At 65.0% G+C, this 19,709-nt stretch carries 23 protein-coding genes; 12 read left to right on the plus strand and 11 right to left on the minus strand.

The window, feature by feature from the left end:
* Positions 1–143: 143 nt before the first annotated feature.
* The 4 genes from OPU70_RS13760 to OPU70_RS13775 all read right to left on the minus strand — a co-directional run bounded on the left by OPU70_RS13760 (position 144) and on the right by OPU70_RS13775 (position 5,058).
* A complete protein-coding gene (locus OPU70_RS13760; protein WP_498558029.1) occupies positions 144–1,823 on the minus strand; it encodes a glycoside hydrolase family 13 protein in 1,680 nt (559 codons plus the stop codon).
* A 78-nt stretch (positions 1,824–1,901) separates the two neighbouring features.
* A complete protein-coding gene (locus OPU70_RS13765) occupies positions 1,902–2,780 on the minus strand; it encodes a carbohydrate ABC transporter permease (protein ID WP_042540511.1) in 879 nt (292 codons plus the stop codon).
* Positions 2,780–3,673 carry a carbohydrate ABC transporter permease gene (locus OPU70_RS13770; protein ID WP_498558057.1) on the minus strand — a complete coding sequence of 298 codons (894 nt, stop codon included), beginning with the start codon at positions 3,671–3,673 and terminating at the stop codon, positions 2,780–2,782. The genes OPU70_RS13765 and OPU70_RS13770 overlap by 1 nt, the downstream gene beginning before the upstream one ends.
* A gap of 59 nt (positions 3,674–3,732) precedes the next feature.
* Positions 3,733–5,058 (minus strand): ABC transporter substrate-binding protein, encoded by a 1,326-nt coding sequence (locus OPU70_RS13775; RefSeq protein ID WP_376708815.1) that lies wholly within the window; start codon positions 5,056–5,058, stop codon positions 3,733–3,735.
* A gap of 101 nt (positions 5,059–5,159) precedes the next feature.
* Here OPU70_RS13775 and OPU70_RS13780 point away from each other — a divergent pair, with 101 nt between their 5' ends.
* The 4 genes from OPU70_RS13780 (at position 5,160) to OPU70_RS13795 (ending at position 8,081) form a co-directional block, all read left to right on the plus strand.
* On the plus strand, positions 5,160–6,380 hold the full coding sequence (locus OPU70_RS13780; protein ID WP_498558030.1) for an ROK family protein: 1,221 nt from the start codon (positions 5,160–5,162) through the stop codon (positions 6,378–6,380).
* 5 nt (positions 6,381–6,385) lie between these two features.
* The gene (locus tag OPU70_RS13785; RefSeq protein WP_498558031.1) at positions 6,386–6,922 is read left to right on the plus strand and encodes a 2'-5' RNA ligase family protein; all 537 of its coding nucleotides are present in this window, start codon (positions 6,386–6,388) and stop codon (positions 6,920–6,922) included.
* Between the two features lie 443 nt (positions 6,923–7,365).
* A complete protein-coding gene (locus OPU70_RS13790) occupies positions 7,366–7,629 on the plus strand; it encodes a hypothetical protein (RefSeq protein ID WP_498558032.1) in 264 nt (87 codons plus the stop codon).
* Positions 7,626–8,081 (plus strand): hypothetical protein, encoded by a 456-nt coding sequence (locus tag OPU70_RS13795; protein ID WP_498558033.1) that lies wholly within the window; start codon positions 7,626–7,628, stop codon positions 8,079–8,081. Before OPU70_RS13790 ends, OPU70_RS13795 begins: the two co-directional genes overlap by 4 nt.
* Positions 8,082–8,126: 45 nt before the next feature.
* On the opposite strand, the gene OPU70_RS13800 is transcribed toward OPU70_RS13795, so the two are convergent.
* Genes OPU70_RS13800 through OPU70_RS13810 form a run of 3 tightly spaced genes read right to left on the minus strand, consistent with a single transcriptional unit; the run spans position 8,127 to position 10,265 of the window.
* A complete protein-coding gene (locus OPU70_RS13800) occupies positions 8,127–9,152 on the minus strand; it encodes a hypothetical protein (protein ID WP_498558034.1) in 1,026 nt (341 codons plus the stop codon).
* Position 9,153: 1 nt separating this feature from the next.
* Positions 9,154–9,825, minus strand: coding sequence for a hypothetical protein (locus OPU70_RS13805; RefSeq protein ID WP_498558035.1), 672 nt, complete (start codon positions 9,823–9,825; stop codon positions 9,154–9,156).
* Complete coding sequence (locus tag OPU70_RS13810) at positions 9,822–10,265, minus strand: hypothetical protein (protein ID WP_498558036.1); 444 nt, start codon at positions 10,263–10,265, stop codon at positions 9,822–9,824. Before OPU70_RS13810 ends, OPU70_RS13805 begins: the two co-directional genes overlap by 4 nt.
* Positions 10,266–10,822: 557 nt before the next feature.
* On the opposite strand from OPU70_RS13810, the gene OPU70_RS13815 reads away from it, so the two are divergent.
* The 3 genes from OPU70_RS13815 (at position 10,823) to OPU70_RS13825 (ending at position 13,317) form a co-directional block, all read left to right on the plus strand.
* Positions 10,823–11,272 (plus strand): hypothetical protein, encoded by a 450-nt coding sequence (locus OPU70_RS13815; RefSeq protein ID WP_498558037.1) that lies wholly within the window; start codon positions 10,823–10,825, stop codon positions 11,270–11,272.
* A gap of 174 nt (positions 11,273–11,446) precedes the next feature.
* Positions 11,447–12,364, plus strand: coding sequence for a DUF4238 domain-containing protein (locus OPU70_RS13820; protein WP_498558038.1), 918 nt, complete (start codon positions 11,447–11,449; stop codon positions 12,362–12,364).
* A 53-nt stretch (positions 12,365–12,417) separates the two neighbouring features.
* Complete coding sequence (locus OPU70_RS13825; RefSeq protein ID WP_498558039.1) at positions 12,418–13,317, plus strand: thioredoxin family protein; 900 nt, start codon at positions 12,418–12,420, stop codon at positions 13,315–13,317.
* On the opposite strand, the gene OPU70_RS13830 is transcribed toward OPU70_RS13825, so the two are convergent.
* Positions 13,314–13,790 carry a hypothetical protein gene (locus OPU70_RS13830; RefSeq protein WP_498558040.1) on the minus strand — a complete coding sequence of 159 codons (477 nt, stop codon included), beginning with the start codon at positions 13,788–13,790 and terminating at the stop codon, positions 13,314–13,316. The two genes, OPU70_RS13825 and OPU70_RS13830, sit on opposite strands and share 4 nt — an antisense overlap.
* Before the next feature lie 198 nt (positions 13,791–13,988).
* Between OPU70_RS13830 and OPU70_RS13835 the strand changes: the two genes are divergently transcribed.
* Both OPU70_RS13835 and OPU70_RS13840 read left to right on the plus strand, forming a co-directional pair.
* Positions 13,989–14,996 carry a metallophosphoesterase gene (locus OPU70_RS13835; protein WP_498558041.1) on the plus strand — a complete coding sequence of 336 codons (1,008 nt, stop codon included), beginning with the start codon at positions 13,989–13,991 and terminating at the stop codon, positions 14,994–14,996.
* A 99-nt stretch (positions 14,997–15,095) separates the two neighbouring features.
* Positions 15,096–15,371 (plus strand): hypothetical protein, encoded by a 276-nt coding sequence (locus OPU70_RS13840; RefSeq protein ID WP_498558042.1) that lies wholly within the window; start codon positions 15,096–15,098, stop codon positions 15,369–15,371.
* A gap of 370 nt (positions 15,372–15,741) precedes the next feature.
* Here OPU70_RS13840 and OPU70_RS13845 read toward each other — a convergent pair whose 3' ends face one another.
* The gene (locus tag OPU70_RS13845) at positions 15,742–16,404 is read right to left on the minus strand and encodes an RES family NAD+ phosphorylase (protein ID WP_498558043.1); all 663 of its coding nucleotides are present in this window, start codon (positions 16,402–16,404) and stop codon (positions 15,742–15,744) included.
* A complete protein-coding gene (locus tag OPU70_RS13850) occupies positions 16,337–17,041 on the minus strand; it encodes a HEPN-associated N-terminal domain-containing protein (protein WP_498558044.1) in 705 nt (234 codons plus the stop codon). Before OPU70_RS13850 ends, OPU70_RS13845 begins: the two co-directional genes overlap by 68 nt.
* Before the next feature lie 346 nt (positions 17,042–17,387).
* Here OPU70_RS13850 and OPU70_RS13855 point away from each other — a divergent pair, with 346 nt between their 5' ends.
* The gene (locus OPU70_RS13855; RefSeq protein ID WP_400847623.1) at positions 17,388–17,612 is read left to right on the plus strand and encodes a DUF2188 domain-containing protein; all 225 of its coding nucleotides are present in this window, start codon (positions 17,388–17,390) and stop codon (positions 17,610–17,612) included.
* A gap of 32 nt (positions 17,613–17,644) precedes the next feature.
* Here OPU70_RS13855 and OPU70_RS13860 read toward each other — a convergent pair whose 3' ends face one another.
* A complete protein-coding gene (locus OPU70_RS13860) occupies positions 17,645–18,538 on the minus strand; it encodes a hypothetical protein (protein WP_498558045.1) in 894 nt (297 codons plus the stop codon).
* Positions 18,539–18,574: 36 nt separating this feature from the next.
* On the opposite strand from OPU70_RS13860, the gene OPU70_RS13865 reads away from it, so the two are divergent.
* Together OPU70_RS13865 and OPU70_RS13870 are read left to right on the plus strand one after the other, a co-directional pair.
* Entirely contained in the window at positions 18,575–18,979 is a 405-nt protein-coding gene (locus tag OPU70_RS13865; RefSeq protein WP_498558046.1) for a hypothetical protein, read from the plus strand.
* Entirely contained in the window at positions 18,976–19,692 is a 717-nt protein-coding gene (locus tag OPU70_RS13870) for a hypothetical protein (protein WP_498558047.1), read from the plus strand. The genes OPU70_RS13865 and OPU70_RS13870 overlap by 4 nt, the downstream gene beginning before the upstream one ends.
* Positions 19,693–19,709: the final 17 nt, after the last annotated feature.

Genomic DNA, 19,709 nt, shown 5'->3' on the forward strand with positions numbered 1-19,709 from the left:
TCAAATCGGCCGCACGCCGCCTCGACGCCGGGTCGGCTCGCCACAGCGCCGTCTGCAGGACCGCAGCTCGGATGCAGGACGAGAAGCCGTGTTCTCGTCCTGCATCCGTGCTCCCGTCCTGCAGACGACTCAGTGGAACCTGGTCAGCCGATGAGGCCGGGCGCGATCCAGACGGTGGAGTCGCCGGGCAGGGCGCCGTCGACGACCGAGCCGAGCACGACGTCTGCGGCATCCGCGCCGAGGTCGAACGGCTCCGAGCCGAAGTTGGTCACGATCTGCCAGCCGTTCGGGCGAGCGAAGCGCAGCACGTCGGGGCGCCCGGTCTCGATCCACTCGAGACTCTCCTCCGTCTGCAGCTCATGGCGCAGGCGGAGCGCCTCGCGGTACAGCGCAAGTGTCGACGAGGGGTCGGCCGCCTCGACATCGACCGCGGACTCGGCGAACCAGGCGGGCTGCGGCAGGTGCGCGTCGCCGGAGCCGAATCCGAACGAGGGACCGGATGCCGTCCACGGCAGCGGCACGCGGCATCCGTCCCTTCCCAGGCCGTCGAAGACGGCCCCACGGAAGAACGCCGGGTCCTGACGCTGCTCGGGCGCCACGTCGGCGACCTCGTGCAGCCCCAGCTCCTCGCCCTGATAGAGATAGGTGCTGCCGGGAAGGCCGAGCAGCAGCAATGTCGCGGCGTGTGCCCTGCGCAGGCCGCGCTCACGGTCGAGCTGGTCCTCCGGGCCCCCGGCGGAGACCCATTCGACACCCTGCTTCACTCCGGTGCGTCCCCCGAGCTGCGGCAGTCCGTAGCGCGTCGCGTGACGCGTGACGTCGTGGTTCGACAGCACCCACGTCGTCGATGAGCCCGTCGCCTGCGACTGCGCCAGGTTGTCGGCGATGATGGTGCGGAACTGCGTCGCGTCGAAGTCGGCGACGAGCAGATCGAAGTTGAACGCCTGACCCAGCCCCTCAGCCGAGGCGTACTTCGCCCGACGCTCGGGCGTGCTCACCCAGGCCTCGGCGACAGCCGTGCGAGGAGGGTCGTACTCGTTGAAGACCCGACGCCACTCGGCGTACACCTCGTGCACGTCGTCACGGTCGTGCAGCGGGTGGTTGCCGTCGTGCGGCAGCAGCTCGAGCTCGGCGGTGCTCGGCAGCGGTTCGGTGAGGTCCTTCGTGAGCATGTGGGCGACGTCGATGCGGAACCCGTCGACTCCGCGGTCCGACCAGAAACGCAGGGTCTTCAGGAAGTCCTCGCGCACCTCGGGGTGGTCCCAGTTGAGGTCGGGCTGCTCGGGAGCGAAGCTGTGCAGGAACCACTGCCCGTCCGCCACGCGCTCCCATGCAGATCCGCCGAACGCGGCGGTCCAGTCGGTCGGCGGCTCGGAGCCGTCGGGACCGCTGCCCTCGCGGAAGATGTACCGCTCACGGGCGGCCGAACCGCGGCCGGCGGCGAGCGCCTCCTGGAACCACTCGTGCAGGTCGGACGAGTGGTTCGGCACGATGTCGACGACCACGCGGATGTCGCGCTCGTGCAGCGCGGCGACCATCTCGTCGAAGTCGTCGAGCGTGCCCAGACGCGGATCGACGTTGCGGTAGTCGGCCACGTCGTATCCGCCGTCGGCCAGCGCCGACGGGTAGAACGGGCTCAGCCACACCGCGTCGATGCCGAGGTCGCGCAGATAGTCGGCGCGCGAGACGATGCCCGGGATGTCGCCGAGCCCGTCTCCGTTGGCATCGGCGAAGCTGCGGGGGTAGATCTGGTAGACGGCGGCCTGTCGCCACCATGCTGCCGTCTTGTCGTCGCGGGTCTCGGTGAGAAGCGCATCGGTCATGAGGGGTCTTGCTCCTTCGTGTTGCGGTCTGGGGTGCGCGCGGACCGACTCTCGCCGGTCCGCGCGATGGCGATGGCGTCAGCCCTTGACGGCGCCCTGGGTGACGCCTTCCATGACGAAGCGCTGCGTGAACAGGTACGCCAGGATCGCCGGGGCCATCGCCATCAGGTATGAGGCGAACGACACGTTGTAGTTGTTGCTGAACTGGGTCTGGAAGAGGTTCTGCCGCACCGGGAGGGTCTGCATGGCCGGGTCCGAGATGATCAGCGACGGCATCATGAAGTCGTTCCACGCGTAGAGGAAGGCGAAGATGCCGACCGTGGCGCTCATCGGCGCGAGCAGCGGGAAGATCAGCTGCCAGAACGTCTGCCATGTGCTGGCGCCGTCGATGCGCGCGCTCTCCTCGAGCTCGATCGGGATCGAGCGCAGGAACGCGGTGAACAACAGCACGCTGAAGCTCAGCTGGAACATCGTCGCGAGGATGATGACCCCGAACGGGTTGTCGAGACCGACCCAGCCGGTCAGCTGGATCTGCGGCAGCGCCACGACCGGGAACGGGATGAACATCGCGGCCAGCAGGTAGAAGAACGAGTAGCGGAACAGGCGGTGGTCCCAGTTGCGGACGATCGCATATGACGCGAACGCGGCCAGCACGATGGTCGCGATGACCGTGCCCGCCGTGACGAGCAGCGAGATGCCCGCTCCGACGGGGAACTTCGTCAGGTTCCACGCCTCGACGAAGCCGTCGATGCTGAACGGAGCCGGCAGCGAGAAGGCGTTGCCGTCGACAGCCTGGCCCGTGGTCTTGAACGCCATCGACATCGTCACGTACAGCGGGAGCAGCACCGTGACGGCGCACAGGATCAGGATGATCGTGCCCGACCAGTTGACGCGCTCCATGCGGACCCTCGGCTTCTTGCCCGAGGCGGGGATGGTGGTGAGTGTCTGCGTCGACATCAGAGTGCGTTCCTTCCGCGGGTCAGCGAGAGCTGCAGCAGGGAGATGAGCACGGCGACGATGAAGAAGATCGTCGCGTTGGCCATCTGGTAGGCGTAGTCGCCGCCGTTGAAGCCCGCGATGATGGTCATCGCGACGCTGCGGGTGGCGGTGCCGGGACCGCCGTTGGTGAGGCCGACGATGATGTCGTAGGCGTTGAGGAAGCCCTTGAACCCGAGGATCACGTTGATCACCACGTATCCGGCGACGAGCGGCAGCGTGATGCGGAACAGCTGCTGCCTCTTGCTCGCCCCGTCGATGCTCGCCGCCTCGTAGACCTCGCTCGGCACCGAGAGCAGACCTGCGATGTAGATCAGCAGCGTGCCGGGAACGGCCTGCCACGCGGTCACGATCACGATCGCGACCCAGGCGAGATCGGGGTTGGCGAGGAGGCTGGTCGACAGCCACGGGATGCCGGTGGCGGCGCCCGCGGCCGGGATGGAGTTCGAGAAGAGGAAGTTGAAGACGTAGGCGATGATGATGCCCGAGATCACCATCGGGATCACGAAGATCGTGCGCAGCCCCGTCTTGAAGCGGATGCGGGAGGTCAGCCCGACCGCGAGCAGGAACGCGATCACGTTGACGACGATCACCGTGGCGATCGAGAAGCCGAACGTGAACAGGTAGCTCTGCAGGATGGCCGGATCGCTGAACATCGCGATGTAGTTCGTCAGACCGCTGAAGCTCCACTCCCCGATGCCGATCGAGTCGGTGAAGCTGAAGAAGATGCCCATGACCGCGGGCACGGTGATCGCCAGGGTGAAGATCACGAGGGTCGGAAGCAGGAACAGGTAGTAGATCGGCTCGACCCGCCCCTTGCGACGACGGAGCTTGCGGCCCTGTCCCGTGACGATCGAGGTCGTGTCGGTGGTCGGGCTGTTCGGCCGCGTCACATTCGCGGCTGCGGTGGTGCTCACGGTGCGGACTCCTCTGTCTCGCCGGCTGCCGCATCATCGGTCTTGGGGATCGGTGCGCGGAAGGCGATGCGAGCCCAGTCCGCGTCCATCGTGCGCAACATCGAAGTGGTCGAGGCACCGAGCACCATCGCCTGCGCGTAGTTCATCACCGGGATCGTCTTCGGCACGAGCACTGAGGGGCCCTGGTAGATCTGCCCGTTCTCGTAGTACTCGATCATCCCCTCGATCCGGGGATCATCCGGAGCCGGTGCACCCTTCGTCGGGGTGAAGCCGAGCTGCGATGCGTTGTACGCCTCGATGTTCTCGGGCAGATAGAGGTACTCGAGGAACTCGCGTGCCGCCTCCTGGTGGTTCGATCCCTCGGGGATCATCGCGCCGAGGTCCATGTTCACGCGCACACCGAGGTCGGCCGGATCATCGGTCATCGGCAGCGGGAACGTTCCGAGCTCGAGGTCGGGCGCGGTCTTCGCGATCTCGCTGAACGCCCAGGGGCCCTGCATGTACATCGCAGCCTCACCCTTGCTGAACGCGAGGTTGCCGTCGCCGTATCCCCGGCTCTCGGCATCCTCGTTCGTGTAGTCGTTCGCGAGCTGCATCATCTGATCCATGGGCTCGGCGAAGTCCTTCTCGAACGAGACGGGCGAGTCGGGGCCGACGGCGGCACCCTCGTCGGCCATCGCGTCGAAGAACTCGATCGTGTCCACCGATCCTCCGATCGAGTAGTCGTACCACCCCTGGCCCACGGTCCAGTCATCCTTGAACGTCGCGTAGAACGGGTCGATCCCTGCGTCCTTCAGCTGGTCGCAGACCGCGATCAGCTCGTCCCAGGTCTGCGGGACCTCGAGCCCCTGGGCGTCGAAGATCTCCTTGTTGTAGATGACCGATGCCGCCATCACCGAGTACGGCAAGGCGCTGGTGCGGCCCTCGCACGACCCGTACTGGTCCATGAGCGGCTGCAGATCGTCGCGGACGGATGCGGCGGCGTCGGTGTCGGAGAGATCGGTCAGGGTGCACCGCTGCACGAACCGCGCGATCTCGTAGTTGTAGTTGCCGAGGATGAGGTCGGGCGGGTTGCCCCGCACGAAGCTGGCCGAGATCACGTCCGGCCCCGAGGTGTCGATCTCGACCCGCACGTCGCTCTGCGACGAGTTGAACTGGGCGACGAGGTCGGTCATGAAGCCGATCGCCTCACGCTTGTTGAACGTGAAGCGGATGGTCTCGGTGCCGCCGCCGGGTGCGCAGGCGGTGAGGGCGGAGCCGACGAGCGCCAGCGCCATGGCAGCACCGGCCACTCGTGCGACGGAGGGGGATTTCACAGACACCGTTGTCCTTTCGTCCTGTAGATCCGCAGACTAAATCTAGTGAGCGAATTTACCTCGATGAACGGTACTGTCTCATGTGAACGAGAGTGAGGTCAAGACCCGTGACAGAAGTCTCCGCAGGTCTGGGCACCGGGCGAGCCAGCGTCGGCGCCGTGCTCGACTTCGCCTGGGCGGCGGGCGAGTTCACCGCCACCGACGTCATGGCCTCGACGTCTCTGACGCGCTCGACGGCCATCGACGCGATCGACACCCTCGTCAGCGCCGCCGTGCTGCGTGAGCTTCCGAACGCGAGGGCCGCAGGCAGCTATCGCGCAGGGCGCCCCGCGCGACGCTTCGTGCTGGCATCCGATCTCGGTGTCGTGCTCGGCGTGGACGCCGGTGACAACCATGTCGCCGTCACCGTCTCCGATCTGCTCGACCGCACACTCGTGCACCACCGCACGGACATCGACTCGACCGAATCGGCGGCGGCGCGGCGCGCGACGGTGCTCGGCCGGATGGAGCAGGCACTCACCGAGGCGGGTGTCTCGAAGGATGACATCCTCGCGATCTGCGTCGGCGTCGCCGCTCCCGTGAATCGCGCAGGGGTCTCTCCCCCGCATCCCGACGGCTTCTGGGAGCGCACGAACCCTGGCCTCGCCGACGCACTGGCCGGCTGGGCGCCGGCCGTCGAGATCAAGAACGACGCTCAGCTCGCCGCGATCGCCGAGGGCTCGGTCGGGGCCGCAGTGGGATGCCGGGACTACGTCGCGCTGCTCGCCGGCGAGCGCTTCGGCGGGGGCGTCGTCGTCGACGGCCACGTGCTGCACGGCGCGCACGGCGGCGTCGGCGAGGGCATCGTGTTCGACCACATCGTGGGCGTGGGATCGGCCTTCGGTCTGAGCTACGCCCTGCAGGACGAGGTGCGTGCCGCCGTCGCGAGTGGCGAGGTCGACGCGGACTCGCCGATCGGACGCCTCGCCGACGACGACCGCGTGGATCCGCGCGTCGTGCTGACAGCCGCCGCGTCGGGCGATGCCGATGCGCTGCTCGCGACCTCGCGCGTCGGCGCCACCCTCGCTCGAGTGGTCGGCGTTCTGGGAAGCATGTACGACCCGACGCGCGTGATCGTCTGCGGCGCAGTCGCCGAGAGCGTCGCTCCCGTGATCGCCGCCGCGCGCGAGGTCGTGCCGACCGAACTGCACCTGCCGGCACCCGAGATCCTCGCCTCGACGCTCGGTGCCGAGGTCGTCTCGATCGGGGCCGTCACCACCGCCCGCATGGCCGCCCGCGAGGTGGCCGTGCCGCTGCTGGCGGAGCGGCGACTCAGCGCGGTCGGCTGAGCGCAGTGCAGGAACCAGAGCCTCGTCGCTCCCCCTCGTCGATCGAGCTGCTCCTCGACCCGGATGCGGAGACCGCCGTCCGTGCCGAGTGGGATGCCCTCGCCGCACGCGGGCTCTCGAGCCTCGCGGGGCACACATCCGCGAGCAACCGCCCTCACGTCACGCTGGTCGCACGCATCGGCCTGTCGAAAGTGGACCTGGGGCGCCTGGCAGACATCGCGTCCTTCCCCCTGACACTCGGGGCGCCCGTGCTCTTCGGCAGCGGCGAGCGTCGCGTGCTGGCCCGGAGCATCGTTCCCAGTGCGGAACTGCTGGACCTCCGCGAGAGTATCCTCGCCGCCGTCGGGCCCGGAGATGATGCCCCGCGCACCGCGCCGGGCGAGTGGATGCCGCATGTCGCGCTCGCCCGCAGATTGCGGGTCCCGGACCTCGCGGCGGCGCTCGACCTGATCGGCGGCGACATCCACGGTCACGCACATGCGGTGCGGCGCTGGGACCCCGACGTCGCCGCCGTCACGACCCTCGCGGAGCTACGGCTCTAGCGGGCACGCGTTCCGAGGACGGAAGCGGTCTAGCAGCCGCCGACATGTCGGGGCTCGAGGCACCGGCATCCGCGCGAATGCTCCTGGTCTCCCCTGCGCGGACGCCGGAGGACCTCACTTATAGGGTGACTTCGGACCTGCGCCAACACTGACACAGTTGCTCCATGGGGGAACTCGGATCAACGTCCCGACCACGGAGGATCGTAAGTCAGAAAAGTTGCTCCAGTGCGAAGAAAATCTCAGGCACCTTCCATGTGCGTCTGAATGGTGATCTCCTGAGCACGACACCGGCACTCCAGTAAGCGACTCGGTCGCAGCGCCCGTTCCCTCTCGAACGATATGCTCCAGTCGTGCAGCCCCATACTTCAGTGCTCTCGAGCCGCCGGCCGACTGCGGTGCCCGCCTTTGGGCTCCCGCTTGCCCTGGCGTGCGGATTCGTCGTCATGATGCTCACATCGGGCGACGGCGACGATCTTCATGGCCTGGTGTTCTGGGCTGTCGTAGTTGGCGTACTTGCAACCGTGGCGGTGATTCGCAGTTTTCTGGGATCCCGCGTGGTCGAGCGCGAGAGTCCTGACTCAGGTGAGGATGATGAGTTCCGAGCCCTCATAGACGAGGCACGCATTGCTCGACGAGAACGACTCGACGACCTGCGACGGCTGACGCTCGAACGGCGTGGCGACACGGATTGGGGAACGTACCAGTGACCGCGGCGGACGAGGGGTCCTCGATTCTCAACCGCCTTTCTGGCTGGATCACAACCCGCGCCCAAGCATCCGCGACCTTTGGAGGAGCGTTCTTGCTCGGCGGCAGTGATGCAGCCCTAAACGTCCTCCCCCATGCTGACGCGCTCGCCTCGGCTGGCCTCGGAGGAATCGGTGGTGCGGCCATCATGTTGGGCGTCCAGAGCATCGGCGCCGCCCGCGCTGATGCCCGAGAGCGACGCCGGCTAGCCGAAGAGCACGAGCGCGAAGAAAGAGTGCTGGGCTTGACCCAACTCCTCGCTGACAAGGGTTATCTCAGGTTCGCCTATGCTCTCGCCGACGACTACGACAACTACCTCCATGGCGGAGGCGTGACTAAGGTCGAGCTCGAAGACTGGATGAACGCGTTACGAGACTTCCTAAGAAGCGAGCGGCCTCCGCGCTTGATATCGTGACGCCTCCACGCTCGCGTTGTTCCTCCGCGCGCGCAGACTAGATCCCTATTGGGTCTCTTCGTCCTCCGTTGGCGCATTGAGCAACTTCTCCTGGAGCGCTGTGAGCATCTTCTGGTAACGCTCCGTCAGCGTCTGCATAGCCTCGGAGATGACCTCGACGCGCTTGGTCGACCACCCCTGGTCGTCAGCGTAGAGCTTGTTCAGGCGCGGGATGAGCTCGAACGCCAGCTGATAGGAAGCGCGAAGCATCATTGCGTCGTTGCTCTGGAAGTCGCCATAACTGATTCCAGCCTTGTTGATCTCGAAGCCACCGTCGGCGTGGAGCCGCAGCTTGAAACTGCTCCGCTCGCTACCCACGTGACGGACGAACGAAAGCTGAATCGGGCCCAGGGTGTCAGTCTCGGCTACAGCGGTGAGGAAGTTCGGTCGGTCGAAGTCCACGCCCGCGCGGAGGTCGGCCGTGCGCATCGAGGCATCTGTACCGCTGATGCCGGACAAGAGGTCGATCTTGATCTCGCCATCGATCTGCGGGTCTTCCGCCTTCTGAACGGCCAGCCAGAGGAAGATGTCGGTGTCCTTGAGCGCGAAGGCAGACCTTTTGTAGTCAACGCGGATGGTGTCATCACCGCCCCTAAGAACGGCTTCGAGAGACTTCGCGGCGCCGTTTCGACGACGCACCAAAGTCGCGTTCCGCGAAGAAACCAGGATCGAGATCAGGCCGGCGGCCGCCTCGGTGATGACTACGTCAAGACCATGGAGCACATTGATGTCAGCCTGAGCGGGGCTTGCGACCGCGCGAGGCGTGTAGAGCTTGTCCCAGTAGTAGTACCGCGCTCGAACCATGCGAGGAAGGTAACCGTCCGCGGGAAGCAATTCAGGTTCTGAATGCGGAGGCGCGACGTTCGCCACTCCCATGTTGGAACCCGCGTTGTCAGTACTCGCCCAGCCGCCGGTGAACGTCGCGAACTGCGGCGGCAGTTGGGCGAGCTTGTCGCGGATCTGCTCGAGTGTCATTGTCGTTCGCGATGTCAGCGGGAAGACTTTGACGGACTCGTTGCTCAGTACAGGCATGTCACTTTCTTATCACCCGCAGGGTCTCTACCATGTCCGGCTTACGGACGAGCGCGGCGATGAGTCCACGAATCAGCGTGCGCGGGTGATGCCACTCGTACTCAACGGTGAACTCGCTGTTCTCTGGGACGTGCGTCAGATCCCACCGGACTTCGGCCCATCGCCACTCGCCAACGCGGGGGAGAGCAGAGCCGAGGTCAATGTCGAAGCCGCGCGTCTCGTCGTTCGGCAACACGGTCGGGAACTCGTTGTACTCGTCCGAGTCGTCGACGAAAGGTCGAAGTGGCGCAGTCTGCACCTTGATGCGGAGGACTAGCTCTGGCACGAGGAGCTTCCGGAGGCTCCAACGGCCAAGCCACCCGGTGGGCGGGATCAGTACCTTGACGGTGAACGGGCCCGACGCCTTCGCTCGTCGAGTCGTGGTGATGTCAATGCTGCTCAGCGGTTTCGGATCCCCTGGAACGAACCAACGCACGTGTACGCGGGGAACACCGAGGAAGACCGCGATGACGAACTCGAGTACCAGCGCGCCGACCAAAACTCCAAGGAGGTATCGCACCAGCAGCGGCCACGTGGGGAGCAGCGTTTCGAGCAGAGGGTCAACGGCGAGAACGCCCCATGCGACGAGACCAACCTTCGCCGCTTCGACGAGGGTCGACAAGAACCGGCTCACGCGAGCCGCAGCTTACGCCAGGCTCGCGAAAGCAGACCCGTTGCCTCCTCGGGCACCGAGGTGTCGATGAATCCCTCGCGTCGAAGGTGAATCCTGAACCCGCTGGCGACCGAGAGCAGCTCAATGCCGACGACGTATAGCCCTTCGAAGTCATCGTGCAACGCGGAACGAACTTCGCGAGCGTCGTATTGCTCGAAGATACGCACGAGTTCATCGGAGATCTCGTCTTCTTCGTGCGCGTCCAGCGGCTGAAGGTAGCGGTCAGCGATGTAGAACCGAACCAGTCGGAAGCCATCTGCGACCGCGAACCCGGCGACACGGATGAGGTCTTGGCTACCGAGATGAAGCCGCCACGCATCCACATCCGTAGAGGGCGGCGGGCTGGCAATGTGGAGTTCGGCGGCTGGCCCACGGGGGCCGACAACAACCTGACTCTCCATGTCTTCATTGTGCATCAGGTCGGCGACCTTGTCTCTAGCCGGCGCCGTCCACCGTGCGCCCCATACTGAGATGCCGTCACGTGAACCGTGAGTTCCAAGACCTGCGCGACCAGATCGCGTTCAGGCGCCCGCTGGAGGCGCTTGGCGTTGCCGAGACGTACGCTCGAGTCGACCCAGCATCATTGAAGGCGACAACACCCCTGTTGCCGCACGCACCTGCTCCCGCTCTCGCTCGATACGCTCCGCAGGCAGTCCTGGCATCCGCCGCCCTTCGAACCTGCGCACCAGTAGTGCCCCTGGAACGTCTTCTGTCCCACGCCCTTGCCCGGGCGCCGGGTACGGTTGCCGGGGACGACGGCGTCAGCCGCGACGGGGTCATAGGCGCGGATGGAGCGCTTGCGCTGCTGGGCATCAAGCCACTCGATGCGGTCGAATCCGTCTCCGACGGTCCGGGAGATTCCTTTTCTTGCTCACGTATCGTCGTGTGCGCGGCACCTTCGAGGCCTGTGGAGGAATCAAGTCTTTTGGCTCGATCCAGTTTCGTTAGAATGAATCAGGTGACGAATCCCCGCTACATTCCGCGCGACTTTGCCGTGGATCCGGGCGAGTTCGGGCGCAAGAAGAACCTCGAGTGGACCGCCGTTCCCGCAGACGCCACACCTCGCGAGCTGGCTCAGAGGGATGCCGCGGAACTCCAGCACCTGCTCTGCCGTGGGGTGTTGAAGCTCTACATGCCGGAGTCGAGCAACACTCGGATCATCAAGCTCGCGGCGGCGCTGGACATGACCTATGACCGTCTCCAGAAGATGCTGTCGGGGCGGGTCGTCATGCAACTCGAAGACATCGGTCGACCGCGAGTCCTGATCGGTGCGCGTCTGGACTACTGGATGCTTCGAGGCCAATCCGCCGACGTCGTGCGCATGATCGAGGACCGAATGACGCAGGAACGGCGCGCGAGGATGGAGGCCGGTCAGCGACCGCCCCAGCCACCCCCTCTCACCGACTAGCAGCTCTGGTCGAGCCGTCGTCATTATCATGAGCGGAATTTATGCCGCACTTGCGACACGCGCAAGCCCCTCTTTTCGTCAGTTCGCCGTTAGCATGCCGTCGTTGACGCACACGCGCCGACCTGAACGTCGGCAGGATCACGGCGTAAGAACGGGACAGATGGAGGTGGCTCGATGCCTGGACAGATCCAGCACCACACGGTGCCGCGAATGTACCTCGAAGGGTTCGCAGATGGCCCAAGGATGACCGCCATCAACGTCCGAACCTCGAAGGTTCACGGTATATCCATCAAGGACGCGACGACCCAGAGGTACTTCTACTCGTCGCCTAGCGCCGAGGATCCAAACGGGTTCGAGGACGCCCTCTCCACCGTTGAAGACCGAGCGAAGCCGCTCCTCACGAAGATCGACAACGGACTCTGGCCACTCGCGCCAGAGGAGCGCGCGGTGTTCGCCGCCTACCTCGCCCTGCAGTTCATGCGTGGTCCCGACCACCGCCGTCAATTACATCAGGCCATGAACACTGTCGTTCGCCAACTCGCAGCCACAGACCCAGACGAGCTCGCCCGGCTAATGAGCCTCCGAGGCGCGCCCGATGGGCTGGGGTTCTTGACCGAGGGCCTGGACGAGTCCCAGGCCCTCGATGGCCACCTGAGCGAGATGTCCACCGGACTGGCTGAGATCGCTTACCTCTTCGTCATCCGTCGCTGGCGGCTGGTGCGGTTCGACGAACCTGCCCTCATCACGTCGGACGCGCCGGTCACACCGATGCCTGACCCGATGTCCGAGGACGACGGTCCGCTCGGCCTGGAGAACGCGTACGCGCTGCTCTTCCCGTTGAATCGCCGTCTGGGCCTGCAGATGTTCCGGCCGCGGCCTGAACACTTTCGCCCCGGCGTACTAGAAGAGGTCATCGGCGGCGCGCGCGACACCTCGATCTCCGGTCACCCCCATCACCAGGGCGAGTTCAACCTTCGCACCGTGATGAACGCGAGCGAGCGAGTATTCCACCATCCAGATGACGCCGCGCTCGTCCCTGAACAGTTCGCGGCGCTCGCGCAGCTTGGCGGGAGAACCAACCCCACCGGATAGCCCCGGAACCGTCTCTCCGATTGGCGGCACACGTCATATGCCAGGCTCGAGCCATGAACGACTTCATGTTCTGGTTCGGCCTCATCGCGAACATCATCACCGTCATCGCCGGGCTCATCGCCATCGCCGGCGTTGCCTGGGCCATCGCTGGCCGGCCGAAACTGGCGTTCTCGGTGTCCGTGATGGCGTCGCTCACGCCGTCGTTGAACATCGTGGCGACGTCGAGTGGATCATCTGCTGTGCGGAATGCCACCATCTCCTACGGAGCCGTGGATGACAACGGGTTCGCCATGTGGGGTTCCGGCGACCCTGTGTCGAATCCTCTCAACCGTGGAGAATCACTCCTGGTGCAGGCCTTCGAAGCCGGAACGACGCACTTCGGATCCCCTGCTCGCGCCGATGAGTTTCGGGTTCCGCTGCAACGCGGTGACGGGTTCTTCGTCACGGTGCAATGGCTGTCGCCGCTGTTCCCCTGGCGCGACGAGTCCGTCACCTATGTGTGGCCGCCTCGACTCCGCTTCGCTAGCGCGGAGCCCGAACGGCTGACCGGCCGCAAGCAGCTCCGGTTCCTTGAGCGGACACGTGACCCGAAGTTGAATCCGCACACCGGAGGCCCATCCCCGAAGAGGTACTCGCAGAAGGCCACGGACGCCACGTTCGACGAGCTCATCCATGCACATCAAGGCGTCGTTGTCGTAGGCCTGGCACCGAGTTGGCAGGGCGAACACTGGGAGGACGTTCAGCGCATGCTGGAGGCCTTCGCCGCGAAGCACTCCCCGAACGTCAAGGTGCTCACCGTGACGTCGGACGACAACCCGAGGCTCAACGGCCAGTACGTGAACGACGTCGTCCCCCACTTCGTCGCTCTCCGCGGCGGCCAGGTCGTCGCGACGATGGATGGCGCCTCGTCCATGGCCGACCTGGAGTCAGCTCTCGGCCAGCATCTGACTTAGGCCGCGGCGACGTACTCGGCGAGCCTCTCCTGACTGACACGTCCGAGACGCCGCGCGCCCTTCGCCGCCTGACCCTCGGGGGTGGCGAACCGTCCATCGAAGTAGTCGTTCAACTGCGCGATGGCGAAATCGCCGTTCATGAGCACTCGGAAGTCGATGCCGGATTCCATCATCGCTTCGGCGACGTCATGGATCTGGTCCTGGCCAGCTTCTTCATCGAGAGCCATCCCGACCGAGCACGCCCAGAGGACGAGAACCGCCGTGGTCATGTCGGCCCCTTGGACGCGGAGACCACGGGCTCGTACCCAGCTTCGGATTCGGGCGGTGGCGTTCCCCATCTCGATGAGGTCGAGGAGGTCCATGACGATGTCCCCGTCGGAGGTCACCTCCGTGTCGAGCGGCCCGTGGAACCTCGTCCACGCGGGGGTGCCGTCGGCCGAGATCTGAGAGATGGGAGTGATGTGAAGACGCATGACGACTTTCTGATCATGAGGGCCGCCGAGCGCATGCCCTCTCAGCATCTACATGCGCGGCTTGAGTCCGTTCGAGGTGACACCTCTCCCGTGACGAGACGACGGCATGCGGAGTATTTGCCGCCCTGACCGTTTCGGAGTATGGTGCAGCCACCGTAGGCCGGCAGAAGCACACCGCTACGCGAGAGGAAGCGCCCGATGAAGGCACGCGAGCACACTGACCGCATCGTGCTACCTGACGCGGGTGTCGCAGTCTGCGGAGACTGGCATGGCAACGCTGGCTGGGCGCGGATGATTGGTCGCGCGCTGCCGCGTCTCGCCCCTGATGTGACACCGATCCTGCACCTCGGGGACTTCTGGATGAACGGCGATGACGTCGATGACGCTTTCGCCGACACCGGCGTCGAGCGGATCCTCGTCACGTTGGGAAACCACGAACCGTATGGGAAGCTCGTGCCGCTGCTCGACAAGCATCCGGGCGCAGCCGTTCGCGTGTCGCGCCTGACCTGGATCCTGCCGAGACCCGCTCGTCTGTCCATCGGCGACCGGAGTGTTCTCTCGCTCGGAGGCGCATCGTCTGTCGACCGTGAGTCGAGGACCGAAGGGGTGACCTGGTGGCCTGAGGAAGCCGTCAGTGACGAGAGTGTTAAGGCGGCCGAGGCGGGCGGCCCCGCAGACCTCATGCTCACCCATGAGTCGCCCGCCGGTACTCCTGTGCGCGCGGTCCGGGAGATTCTCCGCTCGAACCCGCACTGGTTCACCAAGGCGGCGCTGGAGGCGTCCGCGGCTTCGCGCGCGCGGGTCGGCCAGGTCTGGGATGCGGTGCGCCCCGAGCTGCTTGCGCATGGTCACATGCACGTCGCTGCGGGCGGCATGACTGAGGACGGCCGGCGGGTTGCGAGTCTCGGGCGTGAGGGTCACGAGGGGAATCTCACGATCCTCGACATGCGCACCCTAAGGATGACCACGCCGAGCCTGGCGACCCTCCGCGGATACGCCAACGACGACGACGGTTCTCGTCGCACTCGAGAGCAGCGTGCGAGTAGCGTTGCCGAGTCCTTGTACTCAGGAGTCCTGGACGGGCTCAAGCCCACACCTCGGGCCCTCCGCGATGCCCAGGACTACATCGACGGACTTCGCAACCTCGAGGAGATCCTCGAAGACGTCCGTCGGCGCCACACTCGCAACCCCGACGAGAGGCCATGACCGAGACGCAACCGAACCCGTGGGCCAAGGTCGTCGGGCCCTGCTTCACCGTGGCTAGCATGGCCGGCGCCCTCGGTTGGACCGAGAACGAGGTACTTGATGCCCAAGGATCTCCGCCTCCTCATGCTGACCACCGACGACGACGTGGACCTATTCCCGTCGTTCCAGTTCCAGGGCGGGAAGATCGTCGACGGGCTGCAGGACGTCCTCCGTGTTCTCGAGACCGGGACCGCGGGCAGATGGACGTGGGCGCAGTGGTTGAACGTCGCGTTGCCCGACAAGGATCCACCCCGCAACATCACACTGCTCTACGAAGGCCGCCTCGAGGAGGCGCTGCGCGATGCACGTCATGACGCCTGGTCGTGGAGCAGCTGAAGTCTCTCTGTAGTTTTCAGGGGGTGAACACGGGCCCCGGCGCGAGGTAGCCCTCCTGCGGGCGTCGCGGCCGCCCAGCAGCTCACAGACTGCGTGGCCGGGGATGTGTTCTCCGCGACTGTTTCTCACGTCATACCCTGCGTCAGATCAGGGCCCTTTTCAGCGGATCTCAGAAAAATCCAGATCCAATGCCAACCAAGGTGCTGAACATCGCGCCTCTCAGCGCTGCCGCGATCTTGGTCACGGATGGCGCTGCGGACTCGGCAGCCGTTGTTACCGCACACGCCGCTGGCGCGACCGTCATCAGTGGAGTGCGACGCGGTCACCGTGAGTCAGGTGGCGAGATCGCGGTACCTTCGCACTCTCGTCATTATGCCGACATGAACATTGGGTCCGGGTCATCGTCACCCGGGATCCCGGCGTAGAGTGCCTTCACCGACCGCTTCGCCGTGTAGGCGGTCACGTCCCGACGAGCGAGAGTTAACGTCGGCACGGGCGTCTCGAACGAGCGGTTCCATAGTCGCGAGGCCCTGAGGTCGTCCTTCGCGGGCGGGTCAGATTGAACATCATCCGCGCTCGCCCAGACGAGGACGTTCTTCCCGCCTTCTTCCTCGTCAACAAGATGGCTGCCCCACGCGATGCCGTCAAGCCTGCGCTTCGGGGCCCAGCGGAAGTACTCCGAGATGACCTGGGTCACGACGTACTCGACGCGCTCCGCTCCTGTAAGGCGCACGGACTGAGTAAGTCGTTCGACGAAGTCGTCGGCGAAGGTCGCGTACACATACTGCCTGCGGTGAGATTCGTCGAAAACGCTCGGGAGGCTCGGACGTTTGGTGAAATCAAGAATCGTGAGTCGACGCTTCACCTGAAAGCCTCCGACGACCGCGTCGTCAAACTGACTATGGAGCGCTGTCTCCTTGACTGCCAGCTCCGCTGTTGTTGCACCGTAGAACAACCCGACGCCCTCAGGGTTCAGGACGTCCCGCAGATGCTTTGCCTGCTGGAGCTGGTCCGAGGTGCTTTGCTGGGTCACTCCGCGCGCGTTCGATGAAACCGAAGCCGTCATCGACCATACGCGCGCGGTACAGGTAGTCTCCGGGAGCGAACTCGCTGAGCATGTCGTCATGCACGAAGGCGTCTAGCCCCTCGAGGAACTGAGACACTCGCGCAGGAGGCTCGTTCTCCCGCCCTTTTCGTTCTTCCGCCCCGATGTAGACGAATCGTGACCGGTGCTTGACGGTGTCAGCGAAGCTGTCCCACGAGAAGAGGAACTCGTCGTGGAGCTGAGCGTCCGCCCACTTGGTGGGCGAGGCTATGGCATTGCTGATATCGGCTATGACCTTTGCCGCGACCTTGTCATCGAGCGCTCCTGCGAGAACCGTGTCCACGACCACGTCGGTGTCATACGCCTCGAAGTAGTAGTCACCAAAATACTCAGGCTCACTGTCCTCTCCTTCAGTGAAGAGCCAGGTTACGGTGTCGAACACAATCCCTCCGACGACGTTCATCGAGACCGCGAACGGCGCCTCGCCTTCGTCGACCTGTCGACCGCAGTAGCTGCACTCTCGTTCCTCGACGCTGGACGCTACAGACGATGTGAGCCCTGGATCGGTTAGATGCTCAACACAGATGGTTTCGGCCAGGTACGTGAGGCCTTCTTGTTCTCTCACGACCTGATGCTATCCAGGGACTCGGATCGGATCCGACGCACTCTTCGCTTGAACCGGCAAGCGTGAGCCACACCCAACTCCCCTTGACCACCTACCCGCAGCCATACCGGGCGGTTCGTGCCTGGGTTCATTTCGGGGCAGATACGATCCGCGTGAACGCGAAGCTCGCGAGGTCGACACCACTCACCGCGGGGATCGAGTTCTACGCAGAAGAGCGGGTGTTCCGTTGCTGGGTCTGGGGGAACGCCGTGACCGTCGACGACGACGACTGAGGTCGTCGATGTCGGTGCCTGGTGCTAGTACTGACGATGTCGGCAACGAGGCCGGCCTTCGAGAAGGATCAGCAATGGCAAACGGAGACATCCGGACGTACTACGAAGACGGTCAGTGGAAGTCGAAGGTGGACGGCAGCTCCCGCGCCGCGCACGTCGGCGGAACGAAGGCCGAACAGTCGGCCGTTGGACGCGACATGGCGCGCGAGCGAAAGGTCGAGCACCGAATCACCCGCACCGATGGCGCGGTCACTCAGCAGAACTCCTACGGCAACGACCCCGAGTCCAGCAGGGGCTGACCCCGCTGGACGAGTGAGCGCACGGCGAAGCTCTAGGTCGACTTCTTCCGTTCGCTCTTGTAGTCGTAGTAGCGGGACATCGCCGGAAGCCATTTCGTCCTGGCGAATGCCCAGTCCGGCGTCTCGAACGCGGTGAGGATGTCGCCGGCGGCCGGCGGTCCGGCACCGGTCAGCCACATGACCCCGAGCATGTCGTAGGCCTTCACGATGTCGTCGACGATCTGGCGGAGAGCCTTCTCGTCCTCGAAGCCGATGAAGGCGCCGCGCTCTGCCCGCTGCAGTCGCTGTGACGTTTGAGCCACGGATGGGTGGACGTACCCGCTCATCCGAGACCAGAGAGACTTCACATCGTTCTGGTAGTTCCACAGGTCGTCCGGCTTGCCGAAGAGCACATCGACCTGCTTCACGACGTCGATGGACGAACGGGGCACGGCGGAAGCGAGGTAGGCGATCCGGTCCTCCCGGCTGTGCGTCTTCACATCAGGAAGCTGCTGGTCCACATACACATGCTTGACCGATGACTCTAGGAGGTAGCGCAGTTCTCGTCGGGCAGCGTTATGGACCCCGACCTTCACGAGATCAAGGATGGCGACGACAGACTCGAGGGTGTCGTCAGTCGATGTGTACAGCAGCAGTCCGTCGACTATCGGAGCGCTCCGACTCGACTCCGCCCACGACATGCGGATGATGTCGATAAGGGCTCGTGTGACACGTTCGAGGCGAGTGATCTGCGCCTTGTAGTCGGCAGACTCTCGCAGCTCGGCGTGAGCGACGACGCGATCCTTCGCGCTATCGGCGACGGCGGCATCCGAGGATTCGGGTTCAACCGCATAGTCATCCTGGCGTGAGCGACGACCATGGCAGATCGCTCGGGCGACCCCCGACCACCATCGCCGCTGTCCTTGAGATTCGGATGGACCGCGCATAGGAGTGAAAGACTACCGAGGAAAGGAAGGCACGAGATGTCTGAACGACGTTTCCCCACTGCTCCGAACACCGCCGCGGCGATCCGCACCGCGCTGGGGCAGAACAACATCGAGGCCGCCGACCGCCTCATCACGGAGCTGTTCGGTCGCGTCATCAACGCATCCGGAGAGATCCCCGCCGAAGCCCTCGCCCGCCCGGGGAGCACTGGCGACGCGCGCTACGACACCCTTCTCGCGGTCGGACTCGCCTACGCACTCAAGACCCATGGTCTCCCTCCCGCCGCATGGATGGACGAAGTCCCCCCGCTCAGCGTGGAATGGGTCTGGGACCAGGACCCTGACCCTCCGCCCGAGTATCGCGAGTACATCCGCAGGCAGACTCCTCCCATGTTCCTCGCCAAGGGGCATTTGCTCCGCGACCGCGACCTGAGGATCCTGTGAGCATTCCCAAACAGCTGCTGACCGCTGACGAGTTGGCCGGCTACTTCGAGATCCCGCTGGATCGACTCGCCGCGCGTGAGATCGATGTAGACGCGTACATCATCGGCGGTGCAGCCATTGCCATCCAGCTGGGCCGGAACGAACTGACCCCTGACGTGGATGGGTTCTTCCAGCCACGCGCGGAAGTACTCGCAGAGGCTCAGGCGATGGCGGACGAACTCGGCCTGCACCCGGACTGGGTCAACACACATGCCGCGGGGTTCATCGCGTTCGACCCAGCCGACGACAGCGACGCGCTGGTGACACACGTCGGCGGCCACCGCGTTGCCGTTGCCTCCAAGCGAGTACTCCTGGCCATGAAGATCGCAGCGGCGCGCCAGAAGGACCAGAGCGACATCAGCCGCCTCCTCTTGGACATGAAGATCACGGACCCCGACGAGATTGTCGAACTCGCATACTCCGTCTTCGGCGAAGACAGCATGACTCTCACCACAGGACGCGAGGACGTTCGCCTGGGAGCAGCCCAGGCGCTGAGGCGAGCTTCGCTCTACGCCGCGAAGATGGCGGGCACGGAGCCTCCCCGCCCCACTCCGCTGCCTCGACAGAACGCGAACCAAGGTCGACGGCCACAGGGTTCCATCGGCGGGCACGGTGGAGAGTTCACCGCGAAGGAACACAGCGATCCAGAGATCCAGCTCCCGCCGGGGGTATAGCCCTCGGCGCCCCGCGC

It is taken from the genome of Microbacterium sp. SWDP-B6 (assembly GCF_059803615.1).